This window comes from Rhizobium sp. EC-SD404, assembly GCF_902498825.1.
Taxonomy (GTDB): domain Bacteria; phylum Pseudomonadota; class Alphaproteobacteria; order Rhizobiales; family Rhizobiaceae; genus Georhizobium.
In genome coordinates, this window is record NZ_LR701459.1 from 3,777,592 (window position 1) to 3,795,254 (window position 17,663).

General features: G+C 62.3%; 14 protein-coding genes and 1 pseudogene. 6 read left to right on the top strand and 9 right to left on the bottom strand.

Features of this window, described 5'->3' with window-relative positions:
- Nucleotides 1-183: 183 nt before the first annotated feature.
- The 5 genes and pseudogenes from GC125_RS18985 to edd form a co-directional block, all read left to right on the top strand.
- Nucleotides 184-1,545, top strand: a pseudogene (locus GC125_RS18985) (glutamine synthetase family protein); the annotation flags it as partial.
- A 126-nt stretch (nt 1,546-1,671) separates the two neighbouring features.
- A complete protein-coding gene (locus tag GC125_RS18990; RefSeq protein ID WP_502706112.1) occupies nt 1,672-2,970 on the top strand; it encodes an NAD(P)/FAD-dependent oxidoreductase in 1,299 nt (432 codons plus the stop codon).
- 88 nt (nt 2,971-3,058) lie between these two features.
- Entirely contained in the window at nt 3,059-4,531 is a 1,473-nt protein-coding gene (gene zwf, locus GC125_RS18995) for a glucose-6-phosphate dehydrogenase (protein ID WP_151987114.1), read from the top strand.
- Between the two features lie 10 nt (nt 4,532-4,541).
- The gene (pgl, locus tag GC125_RS19000) at nt 4,542-5,240 is read left to right on the top strand and encodes a 6-phosphogluconolactonase (RefSeq protein WP_151988087.1); all 699 of its coding nucleotides are present in this window, start codon (nt 4,542-4,544) and stop codon (nt 5,238-5,240) included.
- A 60-nt stretch (nt 5,241-5,300) separates the two neighbouring features.
- Nucleotides 5,301-7,118 (top strand): phosphogluconate dehydratase, encoded by a 1,818-nt coding sequence (gene edd / locus GC125_RS19005; RefSeq protein ID WP_151987116.1) that lies wholly within the window; start codon nt 5,301-5,303, stop codon nt 7,116-7,118.
- A gap of 74 nt (nt 7,119-7,192) precedes the next feature.
- Here edd and GC125_RS19010 read toward each other — a convergent pair whose 3' ends face one another.
- From GC125_RS19010 to GC125_RS19035, 6 genes are all read right to left on the bottom strand, one after another.
- Nucleotides 7,193-7,744 (bottom strand): fasciclin domain-containing protein, encoded by a 552-nt coding sequence (locus tag GC125_RS19010; protein ID WP_151987118.1) that lies wholly within the window; start codon nt 7,742-7,744, stop codon nt 7,193-7,195.
- A gap of 98 nt (nt 7,745-7,842) precedes the next feature.
- Nucleotides 7,843-8,931 carry an ABC transporter ATP-binding protein gene (locus tag GC125_RS19015; RefSeq protein ID WP_151987119.1) on the bottom strand — a complete coding sequence of 363 codons (1,089 nt, stop codon included), beginning with the start codon at nt 8,929-8,931 and terminating at the stop codon, nt 7,843-7,845.
- Between the two features lie 63 nt (nt 8,932-8,994).
- Nucleotides 8,995-10,662 (bottom strand): beta-galactosidase BglA, encoded by a 1,668-nt coding sequence (gene bglA / locus GC125_RS19020; protein ID WP_151987121.1) that lies wholly within the window; start codon nt 10,660-10,662, stop codon nt 8,995-8,997.
- A 21-nt stretch (nt 10,663-10,683) separates the two neighbouring features.
- Nucleotides 10,684-11,835 carry a carbohydrate ABC transporter permease gene (locus GC125_RS19025; RefSeq protein ID WP_151987123.1) on the bottom strand — a complete coding sequence of 384 codons (1,152 nt, stop codon included), beginning with the start codon at nt 11,833-11,835 and terminating at the stop codon, nt 10,684-10,686.
- A 1-nt stretch (nt 11,836) separates the two neighbouring features.
- Nucleotides 11,837-12,847 (bottom strand): carbohydrate ABC transporter permease, encoded by a 1,011-nt coding sequence (locus tag GC125_RS19030; protein WP_151987125.1) that lies wholly within the window; start codon nt 12,845-12,847, stop codon nt 11,837-11,839.
- A 137-nt stretch (nt 12,848-12,984) separates the two neighbouring features.
- Nucleotides 12,985-14,337 (bottom strand): ABC transporter substrate-binding protein, encoded by a 1,353-nt coding sequence (locus GC125_RS19035; protein WP_151987127.1) that lies wholly within the window; start codon nt 14,335-14,337, stop codon nt 12,985-12,987.
- A gap of 312 nt (nt 14,338-14,649) precedes the next feature.
- On the opposite strand from GC125_RS19035, the gene GC125_RS19040 reads away from it, so the two are divergent.
- Nucleotides 14,650-15,741, top strand: coding sequence for a substrate-binding domain-containing protein (locus GC125_RS19040; protein ID WP_151987129.1), 1,092 nt, complete (start codon nt 14,650-14,652; stop codon nt 15,739-15,741).
- A 17-nt stretch (nt 15,742-15,758) separates the two neighbouring features.
- Here the strand turns inward: GC125_RS19040 and folD are convergent, their stop codons facing one another.
- The 3 genes from folD to GC125_RS19055 all read right to left on the bottom strand — a co-directional run bounded on the left by folD (nt 15,759) and on the right by GC125_RS19055 (nt 17,651).
- On the bottom strand, nt 15,759-16,661 hold the full coding sequence (gene folD / locus GC125_RS19045; RefSeq protein ID WP_151987131.1) for a bifunctional methylenetetrahydrofolate dehydrogenase/methenyltetrahydrofolate cyclohydrolase FolD: 903 nt from the start codon (nt 16,659-16,661) through the stop codon (nt 15,759-15,761).
- An 88-nt stretch (nt 16,662-16,749) separates the two neighbouring features.
- A complete protein-coding gene (locus GC125_RS19050) occupies nt 16,750-17,289 on the bottom strand; it encodes a hypothetical protein (RefSeq protein WP_151987133.1) in 540 nt (179 codons plus the stop codon).
- On the bottom strand, nt 17,286-17,651 hold the full coding sequence (locus GC125_RS19055) for a hypothetical protein (RefSeq protein ID WP_151987135.1): 366 nt from the start codon (nt 17,649-17,651) through the stop codon (nt 17,286-17,288). The genes GC125_RS19050 and GC125_RS19055 overlap by 4 nt, the downstream gene beginning before the upstream one ends.
- Nucleotides 17,652-17,663 lie beyond the last annotated feature (12 nt).

Consider the following 17,663-nt stretch of genomic DNA (forward strand, 5'->3'; position numbering starts at 1 on the left):
CGGCGGCGCGATCGGCCACGGATCAGATCGAGGATTAGGCTCAGGTCTTTCGCCCGTCACTTCGCCGGTCTATGCTCATATCGACATAAACTGAAACGGTGATTGATGCCTTCCAGAATCGAACTTCATCCGGACGCAGCAAGGACGGAACGTCCCCGCAAACGTCCAGCCTTCATCGACCAGAAACGTGGTGTAAAAGACTGGAAGCAAGCCAGCGAATGGCTGAAGTGGCGTGGTATCGAAGACATTGAATGCATAACGCCCGACATTGCCGGCGTGCCGCGCGGCAAGATGATGCCGACGTCGAAATTCACGTCCAACACGTCGCTATCGCTTCCCTCCGCATTGTTCAGACACACGATCTCCGGCGAATATCCCGAAGAGACGGGCGACTTCCGCTATGACCCGACAGATGGCGATCTGAAGCTCGTGCCGGACCTGTCGACGCTCTCGGTCGTTCCTTGGGAAACCGATCCCACGGCGCAGGTCGTTTGCGACATTGTCGATACCCAGGGCAACGAGGTCGGCTATACGCCGCGCAACGTTCTGAAGCGCGTCGTCAGTCTCTACCGCGAGCGTGGCTGGCAGCCGGTCGTCGCACCCGAGATCGAGTTCTATCTCGTCGCGAAGAATGATGATCCGGATTATCCGCTGCAGCCGCCGAAGGGTCGATCGGGCCGAACCATTGCCGGTGGCCAGGCCTATTCCATTGCAGGCGTCAACGAGTTCGACGAGCTGATCGACGACATCTACCATTTCTCCGAAGCGCAAGGTTTGGAGATCGATACGCTGATCCATGAAGAGGGTCCGGCACAGCTCGAAATCAACCTGCGCCATGGCGATCCGATCGAGCTCGCCGACCAAGTGTTCCTCTTCAAACGCACGCTGCGCGAGGCGGCGCTGAACCACAACATGTACGCCACCTTCATGGCCAAGCCGATGCAGGGCCAGGCGGGTTCGGCGATGCACATCCACCAGTCGGTCGTCGACATAAAAACGGGGCGCAACGTCTTCGCAGACGAGAAGGGCGAGGCCTCGCAAGAGTTCTTTTCCTTCATCGGCGGCATGCAGCACTTCGTGCCCAAGGCACTCGTCATGATGGCGCCATACGTGAATTCCTATCGCCGGCTGACTCCGGACATGGCCTGCCCCGTCAACAATGCCTGGGGCTACGACAACCGCACCACCGCCTTCCGCGTGCCAAGTTCCGATCCGAGCGCAAGGCGCGTGGAAAACCGCCTCCCCTCATCCGACACAAACCCTTATCTTGCGCTCGCCGCGTCGCTCGCTTGCGGCTATCTCGGCATGGTGCGCGGCGTAAAGCCTTCGGCACCAACCGCGCACACCGCCAATGAGGGTACGACGGTCGATCTCCCCCGAGGGCTGCTGGAAGCCGTGTCGTTGCTCGAAAGCGAACCCGCGTTTCAGGACGTGTTCGGCGCTGATTTCATCGCCACCTATTGCGGGCTGAAGCGCGGCGAGTTCGAAACCTTCATGCAGGTGATTAGTCCGTGGGAGCGTGAATACCTCCTGCTGAACGTCTGAGCGTTTCCAGGTGAAGTGGATACCGGTTCACCGTTCGGAAACGCGACAAATCAAAAACTCAGAGCAATTGAGCGATTCGACGAAAAGCGAAATTGCGCTGATCGGCCGGCGCGAAGCCACGACATGATGACGGAACAGACCATCGCCTATCAAAGCCCCATCTCGCCCGGCATCTCCTGGTACGAGGACGTGCTTGCCGAGCGGCCGTCCTTTCCAGCGCTTGATGGCTCCAGTCAAGCCGACGTCGTCATCGTCGGTGGCGGTTATACGGGTTTGCAGGCGGCCTATAATCTGGCCGTCGCCGGCGTCGATGTCGTCCTGATAGACGCTGCTCGTTTTGGCGACGGCGCCTCCGGGCGCAATGGCGGCCAGATCGGCACGGGACAGCGCGAAGACGTCACCACGTTGGAATCGCAGTACGGACTGGAGACATCTAAAGCGCTGTTTGATCTCGCCGAGGACGGCAAGCGCTACCTGATAGACTTCGCCGAGCGGCTCGGCATCGATATGGAGTTCCGTCCGGGCCAGCTCTCGGTGGCGCACAAGAAGCGCTATGTCGATGATTTCCGCTCCTATGTCGACATTCTGGCCGAGCGCTACGGCTACACCCAGGCGACGTTCATGCACGCCGCCGAGACCGCAGAACGCCTCGGGTCGACGCGCTTCTTCGGCGGCATGCGCGACATGGGCACCGGCCATATCCACCCGATGAAGCTCGTCGCAGGGCTGGCACGCGCCACCGATGCGGCAGGCGCGAAACTCTACGAGAATACGCGCGCGACGGGCATCTCCAGCGCCAATGGCATCATCACGGTCACGACCGACCGCGGCACGATCACTGCGAGCCACGCGCTTCTCGCCTGCAATGCCCATATCGGCGATCTCGAGCCGGTCACGGCTGCCCATGTGATGCCGATCCGCTCCTTTATCGGCGCGACCGTGCCGATCGACGCGGCGACGATCATTCCAGGCGGCGAAGCGGTCGACGACAGTCGTTTCGTGGTGCGCTACTTTCGCAAGAGCCTCGATGGTCGGCTGCTGTTTGGCGGACGCGAGGCTTACACATCGGAAAGCCCCACCGACATCAAGTCGCACATCCGCAAGCAGATCGCAGAAATCTACCCGGAGCTTGGCGATATAGACATGACCCATGCCTGGGGGGGGTCAGTCGCGATCACCATGCCGCGCCAGCCCTTCGTGCGCGAAGTGATGCCGCATGTGATCACGATCGGCGGTTATTCGGGCCATGGGGTGAAATTGTCGAACTACTGCGGCAAGCTCTATGCCGATGCGGTGCTGGGCGATCGCAGCCGGCTCGGCCAGTTCGAGCGTCTGAAGATCCCCGCCTTCCCTGGCGGGACGCGATTGCGCCAACCGTTGCTTTTCCTGGCGATGACATGGTTTTCGCTGCGTGACCGAATCTGACGTAAACCAAAAGTATCGCCACGCTCTGGCCTTTTTAAATCGATTAGATTAAAAGCCTCGACGACACCGATTGCAGGGACTTGATGCGATGAGCAGCCAGATCATTCCGGTCGATCCTTTCGACTATGTCGTGTTCGGCGGTACGGGCGACCTTTCCGAGCGCAAGCTCCTTCCGGCACTGTATCACCGCCAGGAAGCCGGCCAGCTGACCGAGCCGACCCGCATCATCGGTGCGTCGCGCTCCGAACTTTCCAACGACGAGTTCCGCGAGTTCGCACGCGCTGCGCTTGTCGAGCATGTCGGCAATGGCGGCCTTGATGAAGCCGAAGTGGAAAAATTTCTCGAACGCCTCTTTTACGTCGCCGTCGATGCCAAATCCGACAAGGGCTGGGGTGATCTCAAGGAACTTCTGGCCGAGGGCGAGGATCGCATCCGCGCCTTCTATCTCGCCGTTTCGCCTTCCCTCTTCGGTGATATTTCCCAGCATATCCGCGATCATGAGCTGATCACCGAGAAGACCCGGATCGTCGTCGAAAAGCCAATCGGGCGCGATCTCGCTTCGGCGCGGCAACTGAACGACACGATCGGCAGCGTCTTTCGCGAAGAGCAGGTCTTCCGCATCGACCACTATCTCGGCAAGGAGACGGTGCAGAACCTGATGGCGCTGCGCTTTGCCAACGCGCTTTACGAGCCGCTGTGGAATTCCGCGCATATCGACCACGTCCAGATCACGGTTGCCGAAAGCGTCGGCCTCGAAGGCCGGGCCGGCTATTACGACACCGCCGGCGCGCTGCGCGACATGGTGCAGAACCACATCATGCAGTTGCTCTGCCTCGTCGCGATGGAGCCGCCATCGTCGATGGACGCAGAGGCCGTGCGCGATGAAAAGCTGAAAGTGCTGCGCGCCCTTCGCCCGATCACCAGCCGCAACGTCCAGCAGATGACCGTGCGCGGCCAGTACCGCGCGGGAGCTTCGGCCGGCGGGCCGGTCAAGGGCTACCTCGACGAATTGGAGAGCGGCACCTCGAACACCGAGACCTTCGTCGCCATCAAGGCAGAGATCGGCAATTGGCGCTGGGCCGGCGTGCCGTTCTACCTGCGCACCGGCAAGCGCATGGCCGAGCGCGCCTCGGAAATCGTCATCGCCTTCAAGCCGATCCCGCACTCCATCTTCGACGAGAGCGCCGGCCGCGTCATCGCCAACCAGCTCGTCATCCGCCTGCAGCCAGACGAAGCGGTCAAGCAGTGGATCATGATCAAGGATCCGGGCCCGGGCGGAATGCGCCTGCGCCACGTGCCGCTCGACATGACCTTTGCCGAAAACTTCGACGTCCGAAATCCCGATGCTTACGAGCGCCTGCTGCTCGACGTCATCCGCAACAACCAGACGCTTTTCATGCGCCGCGACGAAGTCGAGGCTGCGTGGCGCTGGGTCGATCCGATCCTGAAGTCGTGGGACGATACCGGGCAGCAGGTCCAGGGCTATACGGCCGGAACGTCAGGTCCGAGCCAGGCGATCGCGCTGATCGAACGCGACGGCCGCACCTGGCATGAGCTCTGATCCGATGCCGGTGTCGCCGAAGCTCCACGAATTTGCCGATCGGGCTGCACTCGCCGAAGCGCTTGCCGACGCAGTCGCGGAAGCCTTGAACGCTGCCGTCAGTGCGCGGGGCCGCGCAACGCTCGCGGTGTCGGGTGGCTCTACGCCGAAGTCCTTCTTCAAGGCCTTGTCCGGCAAGGAGCTTGCCTGGGATCAGGTCACCGTCACGCTCATCGACGAGCGCTTCGTGCCGGAAACGCACGAGCGGTCCAACCAGAAGCTCGTGGTGGAAAACCTGCTCGTGGATCGCGCCGCACGCGCGCGCTTCGTGCCGCTTTTCAACGATGCGCCGGAGGTCCACCTCGCCGCGGACCGCGCATCGGGTGTGATCGACGCCTTGCCCCGACCGATCGACGTCGCCATCTTGGGACTTGGAACGGATGGTCATACGGCATCTTTCTTTCCGGGCGGCGACCGGCTGGCAGAAACGATCGACCCCGACATGCCGACGGCTGTTATTCCGATCGAAGCGCCCGGCGCCGGCGAACCGCGATTGACGCTCACGCTGCCCCGGATCGTTGAAGCGCCGCTTCTGGTGCTTCACATCGAAGGCGCCGAAAAACGCCAGGTCCTCGACCAGGCGATGGCCGGACAAGACGCGAACGACATGCCGATCCGCGCCGTGTTCGCTCATGCGCCGGCACCGATCCAAATCTACTGGGCGCCCTGACGCCCGATCTTCGCCCGGCTGAAGTCAGCCGAACCGAACTGACAACGGGATAGCGAAACCATGGCTGCCGATACACGCATCGAAACGATCACCCGCCGCCTCGTCGAGCGCTCCAAGCCGACTCGCGAAGCCTATATCGACCGCGTCCGCCGCGCGGCCAGACAGGGCCCGCACCGCGCGGCGCTCGCCTGCGGCAACCTCGCCCACGGCTTTGCCGCCTGCGGCCCCAACGACAAGGATGCGCTGGCCGGTGACCGCGTGCCGAACCTTGGCATCATCACGGCCTATAACGACATGCTGTCCGCCCACCAGCCCTACGAGCGCTTCCCGGACATGATCCGCGAGGCGGCACGGGAAGCCGGCGGCGTCGCCCAGGTTGCCGGCGGCGTGCCTGCCATGTGTGATGGCGTCACCCAGGGCCAGCCGGGCATGGAACTGTCGCTCTTCTCGCGAGACGTGATCGCGATGTCTGCCGGCATCGGCCTGTCGCACAACATGTTCGACGCAGCGCTTTATCTCGGCGTCTGCGACAAGATCGTGCCGGGCCTGATGATCGCGGCGATGACTTTCGGCCATCTGCCGGCCGTGTTCGTTCCGGCGGGTCCGATGACAACCGGCTTGCCGAACGACGAAAAGGCCCGCATCCGCCAGCTCTTCGCCGAAGGCAAGGTCGGCCGCGAGGAGCTGCTGGAGGCGGAATCGAAGTCTTACCACGGACCGGGCACCTGCACCTTCTACGGCACCGCCAACTCCAACCAGATGCTCATGGAAATCATGGGCTTCCATCTGCCGGGGTCGTCCTTCGTCAACCCGAACACACCGCTGCGCGATGCGCTGACCAAGGAAGCGACCCGCCGCGCCCTCGCCATCACCGCACTCGGCAACGACTTCACGCCGGCGGGCGAGATGATCGACGAACGCTCGATCGTCAACGGCGTCATCGGTCTGCACGCGACCGGCGGTTCCACCAACCACACCTTGCACTTGGTCGCCATGGCCCGTTCGGCAGGCATCAGGCTCACCTGGGAAGACATCTCAGAGCTCTCGGACGTGATCCCGCTGCTCGCCCGCGTCTATCCGAACGGCCTTGCCGACGTGAACCATTTCCACGCGGCCGGCGGCATGGGCTACCTGATCGGACAATTGCTCTCGAAGGGCCTGCTGCACGACGATGTGCGCACCGTCTGGGGCAAGGGTCTCGAACCCTATGCCATCGAAATCGGAATGGATGACGCAGGCGCAATCGAGCGCCGCCCGGCGCTCAAGGAAAGCGCCGAGCCGAAGATCCTTGCGACCGTGGACGAGCCGTTCCAGTCGAATGGCGGCCTGAAGATGCTCAAGGGCAATATCGGTAACGCCGTCATCAAGATTTCGGCCGTGAAGCCGGACCGCCATGTGATCGAGGCACCGGCAAAGATCTTCCACGACCAGCAGTCGCTGATCGATGCGTTCAAGGCAGGCGAGTTGAACCAGGACTTCGTGGCCGTGATCCGCTTTCAGGGACCGAAGGCGAACGGAATGCCCGAGCTCCACAAGCTCACGCCGTCGCTCGGCGTGCTGCAGGACCGTGGCTACCGAGTGGCGCTCGTCACCGATGGGCGCATGTCGGGCGCATCCGGCAAGGTGCCCGCCGCGATCCACGTCACGCCCGAGGCGGCCGATGGTGGCCCGATCGCGCGAGTGCGTGAAGGCGACATCGTCCGTGTCGATGCCGTCACCGGCGAATTGTCGGTGCTGGTCGACGCTGCCGAATGGGAAATGCGGGAGGCCGTCACGGCCGACCTCACCGAAAATGGCTTCGGCATGGGTCGCGAGCTTTTTGCGGCCTTCCGCGCAGTCGCCGGTCCCGCCAGCGAAGGCGCGAGCGTCCTTTACTGAAACAAAGACGCGCGGCTCTGGTCATAATGCCAAAGCCGCGCGTCCTTCCCAGGCCCCGTCTGAAATCGATAGGTTCAGTTCGGCAAGAGGACCGCATCAATGACGTGGATCACGCCGTTGGACTGATCGACGTCTGCCGTCGTGATGATCGCCATTCCGCCATTCTCGTCGCGCACGGCAAGGCCGTTACCGGATTCCACCACCGTCAGCGTATCTCCGCTCACGGTCGTCAGTTCCAGCTCACCGCCTGCCGCCTGAACGTCACGCAGAAGCTCGCCGCCCGAGAGATCGCCGGCGACGACGTGCGCAGTCAGCACCTTGACGAGCTGATCCTTGCTCTCTGGCTGAAGCAGACCTTCGACAGTACCGGCCGGCAGAGCCGCAAAAGCGTCGTTGACGGGCGCGAACACCGTGAACGGGCCTGCGCTCGAGAGGGTTTCGACGAGGTCCGCAGCCTGCACGGCGGCGACGAGCGTCGTGTGAATGGGGGAATTGACCGCGTTCTCGACAATGGTGCGATCTTCAAACATCGCTGCACCGCCGACCGTCGGATTAGACTGCGCATAAGACGCACCAGTAGCGAGCACCGCGACGATAGCCGCGGCCGCTGAAATCGACTTGATCATGATAGCTCCGTTTGGGTTCGGTCCTGTCAGCCAGGACTTGAGATTATACGGAGATGCATGCCGGAAGTTTCAAATCCCGCCTTTCGACGGGCAGCGCGTTAGGATCGATAGCTCTGCCCGCCCTCGTCGAAGAGATGAAGACGATCCCGATCCGCGGTGAAACGCACCGTCTCGCCGCGCCGCGCCGGCTGGTTGCCGGGAAGCTTCACGACGATCGGCTCGTTCTCGACCAGCCCCTCGATGTAGTAGAGGGTCACCTCGCCGAGCGCTTCGGACAGGGCGACCCGCCCCTCGAAAAGATAATCGTCCCCGCTCGCGACCGTCAGGTCCTCCGGCCGGACGCCGAATTTCGCCGGCTTGCCCTGCTGTGACGGATCGGTCGCGATATCGAGCTTGGCTGCCTTGCCGCCGGTCAGCGTCACGGTGGTCTCAGCGCCGGCCTGTTCGATCCGCGCCGGGATGATGTTCATGGCAGGCGACCCGATGAACTGGGCGACGAAGAGGTTGGCGGGCCGGCTGTAGAGCTCCATCGGCGACCCGACCTGCTCGATCCGGCCAGCGGACAGCACGACGATGCGATCAGCCAGCGTCATCGCTTCGACCTGGTCGTGCGTGACATAGATCATCGTTGTTTCAGGCATGGATTCATGCAGCTTGGCGATCTCGATGCGAGTCGCCACGCGCAGTGCGGCATCGAGGTTCGACAGCGGCTCGTCGAAAAGGAACACCTTCGGATCGCGGCAGATGGCCCGCCCGATGGCGACGCGTTGCCGCTGACCGCCCGACAGCGCCTTCGGAAGGCGGTCGAGATACTGGGTGAGCTGAAGAATGTCGGCTGCGGCACGCACACGCCGGTCGATTTCCGTCGTGCTTTCCTTGGCGATCCGCATGCCGAAGGCCATGTTGTCGTAGACCGTCATGTGCGGATAGAGCGCATAAGACTGGAACACCATCGCGATGCCGCGCTTGGATGGCGGGATGTCGTTCACCACTTGCCCGCCGATCGAAAGCGTGCCCCCGGAAATCTCCTCGAGACCTGCGATCATCCTGAGAAGCGTCGATTTTCCGCAGCCGGATGGGCCGACGAAGACGACGAACTCGCCCTCCTCAATGTCGAGATCGACACCATGGATCACATCCACGCTGCCATAGGACTTCTTGATGTTATTGAGCTGTACTGCGGTCATCTCGCTCCCCCGTCCGGGCGAATGGCCTTCGGGCCACCCGCACTCGACGTTTCCTCTCGATCCTCAGTCCGACTTGCCGAAAAACGCATCGAAAGCACCCAGATGGACGATGCCGTCGCGGTAGAGGCCCGAAAAATCATGATCGCCCATCGCCTGGATGCGAGGGTTGTCGAGCTTCAAGTCCCGACGCTCCTCAGACAGATTGAAGACGCACAGGATCGTCTCGTCTCCGGCCTTTCGCTCGATGATCAGGATACCGTCTTCGGCCTTCAGGATAGACATCGTGCCGACACGCAGGGCCTCATGCGCCTTCCGGAATGCCAGAAGCTTCCGGTAATGGTTCAGCATCGAGCCCTGGACATGGTCCTGCTTGTCGACTGCGAGGCCGAGATGCTCGCCCGGGATCGGAAGCCACGGCCGGCCGTTTGAGAACCCGGCGTTTGCATCGTCGCCGTCCCAGACCATTGGCGTGCGGCAGCCGTCACGACCCTTGAACTTGGGCCAGAAGCGGATGCCGTAAGGATCCTGCAGCTGGTCATAGGCAATGTCGGCTTCCGTCAGTCCCAGTTCTTCGCCCTGATAGAGGCAGAGCGAACCGCGCAGCGATGCCATGAGCCCGGCAAGCAGCTTCATATAGGCCGTGCGGTCGCGCACATGGTCGCCCCAGCGGGTCGCCGGGCGCACGACATCGTGGTTCGACATCGCCCAGCACGGCCACGCGTCTTCCGAAGCCTGGCGCAGCGTTGTAAACACCTCTTCGACACTCTCCGCCGTCGGTACTTCCGGCGCCAGGAAATCGAAGGCGTAGCACATCTGCATCTTGTCGCCGCCGCCGGTATACTCGGCCATCAGTTCCAGCCCGCGCTGGCTGTCACCGATTTCTCCGACAGCCGCGATCGCCGGATACTCGTTCATCAGCGCGCGCAAGCGGCGCAGGAACTCGACATTCTCCGGCTGGCTCTTGGAATAGAGATGTTCCTGCCAATTGTAGGGGTTCACCGCGGGCGCAGTCTTTGCGTTGCGGCGCTCCACCGGCAGGCTCGGATTGTCGCGCAGCTGCCGGTCGTGAAAGTAGAAATTGATCGTGTCGAGCCGGAAGCCGTCCACGCCGCGGTCGAGCCAGAAGCGCGCCACATCGAGCACGGCCGCCTGCACCTCTTCATTGTGGAAGTTGAGGTCCGGCTGCGAGGTGAGGAAGTTGTGCATGTAATACTGGCAGCGCGTGGAATCCCATTCCCACGCGGTGCCGCCGAAGATCGACAGCCAATTGTTGGGTGGGCTGCCGTCGTCCTTGGCGTCGGCCCAGACATACCAGTCGGCTTTCGCATTGTCCTTGCTGGAGCGGCTTTCGACGAACCAGGGATGGATGTCCGCCGTGTGCGAAATTACGAGGTCGATCATGACCTTGAGGCCATGGGCATGGGCCGTGGCGATCATTTCGTCGAAATCGTGCACGGTGCCGAACATCGGATCGACGCTCAAATAGTCGGAGACGTCGTAGCCGAAGTCTTTCATCGGCGAGGTGAAGAACGGCGAAATCCAGATCGCGTCCACGCCGAGCGATGCGATGTAGGGGATGCGCTGCGCGATCCCGGCAAGGTCGCCGACGCCGTCGCCGCTCGTGTCCTGGAAGGAGCGCGGATAGATCTGATAGATCACCGCGCCGCGCCACCAATCCTGGTCAGCGGCCTTTTCGGTGAGCAATGTCGCGTTTTCGGTCAAGTTGTTCATGGCAATCGTCATTTGGGAGGACTATCCGCCTTTCACGGAGCCCGCGAGGAGGCCGCGGACGAGGTAGCGTTGAAGGGTGAAGAACACGGCGAGCGGCACCAGGATGGTGATGAAGGCAGATGCCGTCAGGATTTCCCAGTTGCCGCCGCGTGATCCGAGAAGGTTGACCAGACGCCCAGTCAAAACGAGTTCGCTGTCCTGCGCGCCCAGGAACACCATGGCGACGAGCAGGTCGTTCCAGGTCCAGAGGAACTGGAAAATCGCAAAGGAAGCGAGCGCCGGAAACGAGAGCGGCAGCACGATCTTCGTGAAGATCTCGAAGTCGCTTGCCCCGTCGACACGCGCCGATTCCATGATCTCCCGCGGCAGCCCGGCGATATAGTTGCGCAGGAGATAGACCGCGAGCGGCAGACCAAAGCCCGTATGCGCAAGCCAGATGCCGAGATAGGTCTTGGCCGGCACGCCGAGGAAGGCACCGATCCCGTTATACATTCTGAGAAGCGGGATCAGCGACATCTGCAGCGGCACGACCAGCAGGCCGACGATGACGGCGATCAGGATCGCCCGGCCCGGAAACTTCATCCAGGCGAGCGCATAGGCTGCAAAGGCCGCGATCAGAATCGGAATGATCGTCGCCGGGATGGTCACCGTCAGCGAGTTGATGAAGGAGCGGCCGATGCCTTCGGACGCGAGCACCTCGCGGTAATTGTCGAGCGTGAAACGTGGCGGAACGGTGGTCGTGAAGAAGATGCGCGCGCCGCGCGGCAGTTCGAGCTCACTCTGCGACGTGATCGCATAAGTGCCATCCTCGGCGACGGTCAGCACGCCACCTTCGCGCAGCTCCGCTTCGGCGCCGGGCTCGTATTCCGTGGGGTTAAGGCCCGACGTGCCGAACGCCGACACGGTGCCGCTCCCCTCGCCGAAGACATTGCCCTCGAGGATGAAGACGCCGTCGCGCTCGACCTGGTCGTCAGAGGTTCCAGTGCGGGCCTGCAGGTTCTGGGTGGAGCCGGCGAGCGCCGTCCACCAACCCGAGATCGCCAGTTGGTCCTTGTCGCGGAAGGACGAGATGAAGAGGCCGGCCGTCGGCAGCGTCCAGAGGACGACCAGCAGCAACACCGAGAGATGAACGGCCCAGGTGAGCGGGGATTTTGCGGAACCGGCGCCTCCCATATCAGCGGCCCTCCATTTCGGCGCTGGCCCGGCGAATGTTCCAGACCATGATCGGGATGACGAGCAGCATGATCACCATGGCGATCGCCGCGCCGCGTCCGAAGTCGCCGCCACCGCGAAACATCCAGTCGAACATGAGATTGGCGAGAACCTGCGTGTTCCATTGCCCGTTGGTCATCGCCAGCACGATGTCGAAGACCTTGAGAACCAGGATCGTGATCGTCGTCCAGACAACCGCGATCGTGCCCCAGATCTGCGGGATCATGATTTTGAAAAAAATCTGGAAACCGTTGGCCCCGTCGATCACCGCCGCCTCGATGGTCTCGTCGGGAATGCCGCGCAGTGCAGCCGATAGAATGACCATCGCAAACCCCGTCTGGATCCAGACGAGGATGATCATGAGGAAGAAGTTGTTCCAGAAGGGGATCGTGATCCAGGCCTGCGGCTCGCCGCCGAAATAGACGACGAGCGCATTGAGAATGCCGATCTGCTCGGAGCCTGCGCCGCGGTAGTCGTAGATGAATTTCCAGATCACCGACGCGCCGACGAAGGAAATGGCCATCGGCATGAAGATCAGCGACTTGGCGATGTTGCCCCACCAGATGCGATCCGTGAGCGCAGCGATGACGAGCCCGAGAAACGTCGACAACGCCGGCACGAAAAGCAGCCAGAGCATGTTGTTGAACATGGACTCGCGGAAGCCCGGATTGTTGACCATCCAGACATAGTTGGAGAGACCGACGAAGTTCCGGCCCGACCGGTCGTGCAGAGAAAGTCTGAGGGATTCGAAGACCGGATAGACGAGGTAGATCCCGAGCGCGAGCAGCGCCGGCGCAAGGAAGAGCCAGGGGCGGATGGCATCGACGCGTCGCATGTTGCGCGCAGCCGTCACGGCATCGCGTCCCCGCGACGGAAAGGCCGCGTCGAGCAGCCAGTTCGAGCCGAAGAAATAGAGCGCACAGCCGAGAACACCGACAATGACGGTGAGGAGTGCGCCTGCGAACTGTTCCATGCGATCAGCCTCCCCTTTGGCCGCCCGCTTCGGCTGCCATGGCTTTGGTCTGGGTATGCTCTTGCCCGCGCATCTGCATCATGCCGCGCGTCGAGCTGGCCGGCTCCCTCGAAAGGGAGCCGGCAGCCTTGGTCGTGTTACTTGATGGAGTCCCAGGAATTCTGAACCGCCGTCGTCACGTCTTCTGCCGACGCGCCGCCGACATAGTCGATCATCGCCGTCCAGAAAGCACCCGCACCGATGGCGCCCGGCATCAGGTCGGAGGCATCGAAGCGGAATGTCGTTGCTTCCGTCAGGATCTCACCTTGGCGACGCAGCGCATCATTCGCGTAGGCATCGAGATTGGCGCCGGTGTAGGGCGTCAGGAAGCCCGACTGCGCCATCCAGACCTCATGGGCGATCGGCGTCTGCAGGAACTCGATGAAGGCGCGGCCGGCTTCCGTGTCCCGTGTCAGCATAGCAAGCGTGCCGGCACCGAGAACCGGACGGCCGAGATCGTTTTCAGCCGATGCCGGCAGGTAGAAGAAGTCCGCATCGAGACCGAGCTCGGTACCTTCGGGGAAGAAGGACGAGATGAATGATGCCTGGCGGTGCATGAAGCACTCCGGCGGCGATGCAAACATGCCGTTCGGGCTTTCACGGAAGTCGGTCGAACCGACAGCCTGGCTCCCGCCCTGCACGAAATCGTTATTCTTCGCGAAGAAGCCGAATTCCTCGATCGCGCCGATCACGGCAGGATCGTTGAAGGCGATCTCGTTGGTGACCCACTGGTCGTAGACTTCAGGCGCCTGGGTGCGCAGCATCAGGTCTTCAACCCAGTCAGTGGCGGGCCAGCCCGTCGCACCGCCTGAACCGAGCCCGATGCACCAGGGCGTATAGCCATCGGCAGCGATCTGCTCCGTAAGAGCTTTCAGATCCTCGTAGGTCTCGGGAACCTCGTAGCCGGCATCGGCGAAGTTGTCCGGAATGTACCATACGATCGACTTCAGATCGATCTTGTAGGGAAACGCATAGAATGCCTCGCCATCGGGCCCCTCATAAGTGCCGAGATCGACCCAGCTTTCGCCGGCGGCATAGTTTTCGAGCAGCCAGTCAGAGGCCTCGTCGCCAAGCGGCGTCAACTGCCCCTTGGATGCGAGATCGGCGATGAGGCCCGGCTGCGGCAGGATCGCGACGTCCGGCGGGCTGCCCGCTTCGGTGTCGATGACGATTTGCTGCTCGTAATTTTCAGAAGACGAATAATTGACCGTGACACCGGTCGCTTCCTCGAAATAGGCGGCGACGCTTTCGAAAAGCGCCTGGTCCTCGCCACGCCATGGTCCGAAGATCGTCAAGGTCTCGCCATCGAGGTTGTGCGCTTCGGAAAATGCCTCGAAGCTTTCCCAGTTGAAACGATCCTCTTCGCCAGGCGCAAAAATCAGTTCCTGAGCGCTTGCGGAGCCGGCCGTCAAAGCCACGGCGGCAACGCTCATCATGAGCCAGTTCTTCATCGGGTTCCCTCCCAGTCAGTTCACTCGTCTGAACGCGTTCTTTCGATCAGAGACCATAACGTTGAGCAAATGGCCACCGCTACGAGCGGCCAAAAATCCAAAGCGCTTTGGCCGAAGCGACAAGATTTGATGCCGCGGTCCAAGTCAAGGCACCTTATCAATAAACTCCTGAATTACGCCAATACCGATCCATTTTCAGTAGCATATGATGAATAAGCGCGTATCATCGCGCCGTGATCTGAAGCACCGCCGAGACAAGGGCACGTCTCGTCCCGACGCACGGCAGTGCGCTGGCCAAAGCGCTTTGGTGCAATGCAGCATGCCGGGCCTGAGGGAGTGACGGCCGTGAACCTGAAAGAGTTGGCCAAGCATCTGAGCCTCTCCCAAACGACGGTCAGTCGTGCACTGAACGGCTATCCTGAAGTCAATGAGCGCACGCGTCAACGCGTTCTGCAAGCCGTGCAGGCGACCGGGTACCGGCCGAACCGCGCGGCCCAGCGTCTGGCCACGGGCAAAGCCGGCTCGATCGGCGTGATCATGCCGTCCAGCCCGGGGCGCGATACCGACCTGCACTTTTCGGAATTCCTGTCAGGCCTCGGCGAAGTCTGCGTGTCGGAAGACATCCTGCTCGTGGTCCATCCGAGCCGGCCGGAAGATGAGGAAGCCACATTCCGCAAGCTCGCGGCCAGCGGCAGCGTCGACGCGATCTTCCTTGCCTATACGCGTCGAAACGATACACGCATCGATCTTCTCAAGTCCCTGAAGCTCCCGTTCGTCGTCCACGGGCGCGCGACAAGCGATGGGCCGCACGATTATCCGCTACTCGACATCGACAATCACGGCGCCTTCCGCGATGCCGCGGATCTCCTGTTGCAACTGGGACATCGCCGGATCGCGCTTCTCAACGGGCCTGACTATCTGACCTTCGCGATCGCGCGGCGCGCGGGGCTCGAAGAAGCGCTCAAGAGCCGCGACCTAAGCCTGAACCCGGCGCACTGTCAGGAGTTCGCCATGACCGAGGAGAACGGGTACCGCGGCATGGTCCGCTGCCTGGAGACGGACGAGCCTCCAACGGCCGTCTTGTGCTCGAGCATGCTGCTGGCACTCGGCGCCGTCCGTGCGATCAACCAGCGCGGCCTGAAAGTCGGTCGCGACATCTCGCTGATCGCGCATGACGACGTCTTCCCCTACCTGAAGCCGGAAAACTTCACGACGCCGCTGACGACGACGCGCTCTTCGATCCGGGCTGCCGGTGCGCGCATCGGCGAACGGCTCATCGACGCCGTAGCCCGCTCGACGCTCGATCAGCAACAGGAAGTGTGGCCGGTAGAGCTGATCATGCGTGCCTCGACCGGTCCTGCCCCGACCGAGCTGGACATCGGTCGTCAGCAGCGAACGGGCTGAACCACCAGTTCTTTCCTTCAGAACACCGGCGGTTCGCGGCCTGCGGCCCGGTGGGCCGCGATCAGCGTATTGGCCATCAGCATGGCGATGGTCATTGGGCCGACACCGCCCGGCACCGGCGTGATCGTGCCCGCGACCTCTTCGGCCGCCTGGAAATCCACGTCGCCGACCAGGCGCGTCTTCCCCTCGCCGCGTTCCGGTGCAGGAATGCGATTGATGCCGACATCGATCACGGTGGCACCCGGCTTGATCCAGTCGCCCTGGACCATCTGCGCACGGCCCACCGCAGCGACCAGGATGTCCGCACGCCGGCAGTGGGCAGCGAGATCTTTCGTTCTCGAATGAGCGGTCGTCACCGTTGCATTGGCCGCAAGCAGAAGCGCCGCCATCGGCTTGCCGAAAAGGTTCGACCGGCCGATGACCACGGCGTCGAGGCCTGAGAGATCGTTGCCGTGGACGCGGCGCACGAAAACCATGGCGCCGGCCGGCGTGCACGAAATCAGCCCTGTCTTGAGGTCGCCGGTCATCAACTTGCCGGCGTTGGCAACGCCGAGCCCGTCGACGTCCTTGGCTGGATCGATCGCCTGGATGATCGCGTCGGCATCGAGCCCTGCCGGCAGGGGAAGTTGGACGAGGATGCCGTGCACCGACTTGTCTGCGTTGAGTTTCGCGATGAGAGCCGCAAGCTCGTCCTGGCTGGTCGTTGCCTCCAGCGTGAACTGGCTCGACCGGAAGCCGCACTCTTCAGCCGTGCGGCTCTTGGATGACACGTAGACGTGGCTTGCCGGGTCGTCGCCGACGATGATGACCGCCAGCCCCGGCGTCACGCCCGTCTCACGCACGAGCGCATGGGTTTCCGATTTCACCCTGGCGATCACGCCCTTGGCGATCTCTTTGCCATCGAGGATTTGCGCCGTCATCCTGGTCTCCGCATTGTGCGTCAGCCAGGCGTTGACGCTATCGCGACGAGAAAATCAACTGTCGAGTCTCGAAATTCGGGCTCTAGGCTCAATGGGCAGCAGGTTCTTCCGCCGCCGCGGGCTCAGTCGCCGCAGCCGCCGCTGCAGGCGCGGCCGGACGACGGCGCTGAGCGTTCGAGCGGATTTCTTCCTTAGTCAGGTAGTCCACCTGCTCGATGATGATCTCGTGGAAGATCTTTTCCCCGACGCGCGCGTTCAGCGCATCGCGCACCCCTTCGCGGAACAGCGTCAGATCGAACGTCTCCATCGCCGTGAAATCGATGTTCGGGTTGCCCATCAGGTGTGTGTAGAGCTCGTCGGTGATCAGCGTCTGCGGCTCGATCGAAAGCTTCGAAAGTTTCTCTGGCTCGGCAGTGAAGACCAAGCGAGCGAGGAAATAGCCCTGCACGGCGCCGTCGCGAACGACCGGAACCGAAATCACCTCACCGCGCACATAATCGAGCCCACCGAAGAACGGAGGCGGCACGGCGGCTTCCGCTTCGTTGGTCGAGGATGTCTGGATCGCGAAATAGACCGCGCCGAGTGTGACGGCGCAGATCCAGACGGCGGTGAGCGCAAGCTTGATCATTGTGCCGCGGGCCTGAAGATGTCCATGGAATAGGTGCCATCGGCTTCGGCAGCCTGGGCGGCCTCGTTGATCAGGTCCGTCACGTCGCGCACGGCTTCCATATGCGCTTTGACGCGTGTGGCATTCGTGTCGACCACGCGACGAAGACGGATCAGACGATCCCCAGCGGCGCGAGGAAGCTCTGCCGGTTCGAGCGATTTGATCAGCAGATTCAGTTCATAGAGGCAGCGGCTCTTCTGTGCGTTTGATGCGGTGATATCGAAACGAGCGTCGGTGCCGATGAGCGAATTCTCGCGCTCCAGTACGGCTTCCAGCCGGCCCAAGACGCCGGAGATTCTCAGTTCAGTGCCGTTGGTTTCCATGTCTGGCCTTTT

Coding starts and splice junctions, on each gene's coding strand:
- GC125_RS19030 (WP_151987125.1), bottom strand. CDS start 12,847: ATGGAACAGTTCGCAGGCGCACTCCTCACCGTCATTGTCGGTGTTCTC.
- GC125_RS19035 (WP_151987127.1), bottom strand. CDS start 14,337: ATGAAGAACTGGCTCATGATGAGCGTTGCCGCCGTGGCTTTGACGGCC.
- folD (WP_151987131.1), bottom strand. CDS start 16,661: ATGACGGCGCAAATCCTCGATGGCAAAGAGATCGCCAAGGGCGTGATC.
- GC125_RS19015 (WP_151987119.1), bottom strand. CDS start 8,931: ATGACCGCAGTACAGCTCAATAACATCAAGAAGTCCTATGGCAGCGTG.
- GC125_RS19050 (WP_151987133.1), bottom strand. CDS start 17,289: ATGATCAAGCTTGCGCTCACCGCCGTCTGGATCTGCGCCGTCACACTC.
- bglA (WP_151987121.1), bottom strand. CDS start 10,662: ATGAACAACTTGACCGAAAACGCGACATTGCTCACCGAAAAGGCCGCT.
- GC125_RS19025 (WP_151987123.1), bottom strand. CDS start 11,835: ATGGGAGGCGCCGGTTCCGCAAAATCCCCGCTCACCTGGGCCGTTCAT.
- GC125_RS18990 (WP_502706112.1), top strand. CDS start 1,672: ATGACGGAACAGACCATCGCCTATCAAAGCCCCATCTCGCCCGGCATC.
- GC125_RS19055 (WP_151987135.1), bottom strand. CDS start 17,651: ATGGAAACCAACGGCACTGAACTGAGAATCTCCGGCGTCTTGGGCCGG.
- zwf (WP_151987114.1), top strand. CDS start 3,059: ATGAGCAGCCAGATCATTCCGGTCGATCCTTTCGACTATGTCGTGTTC.
- GC125_RS19040 (WP_151987129.1), top strand. CDS start 14,650: ATGCAGCATGCCGGGCCTGAGGGAGTGACGGCCGTGAACCTGAAAGAG.
- GC125_RS19010 (WP_151987118.1), bottom strand. CDS start 7,744: ATGATCAAGTCGATTTCAGCGGCCGCGGCTATCGTCGCGGTGCTCGCT.
- edd (WP_151987116.1), top strand. CDS start 5,301: ATGGCTGCCGATACACGCATCGAAACGATCACCCGCCGCCTCGTCGAG.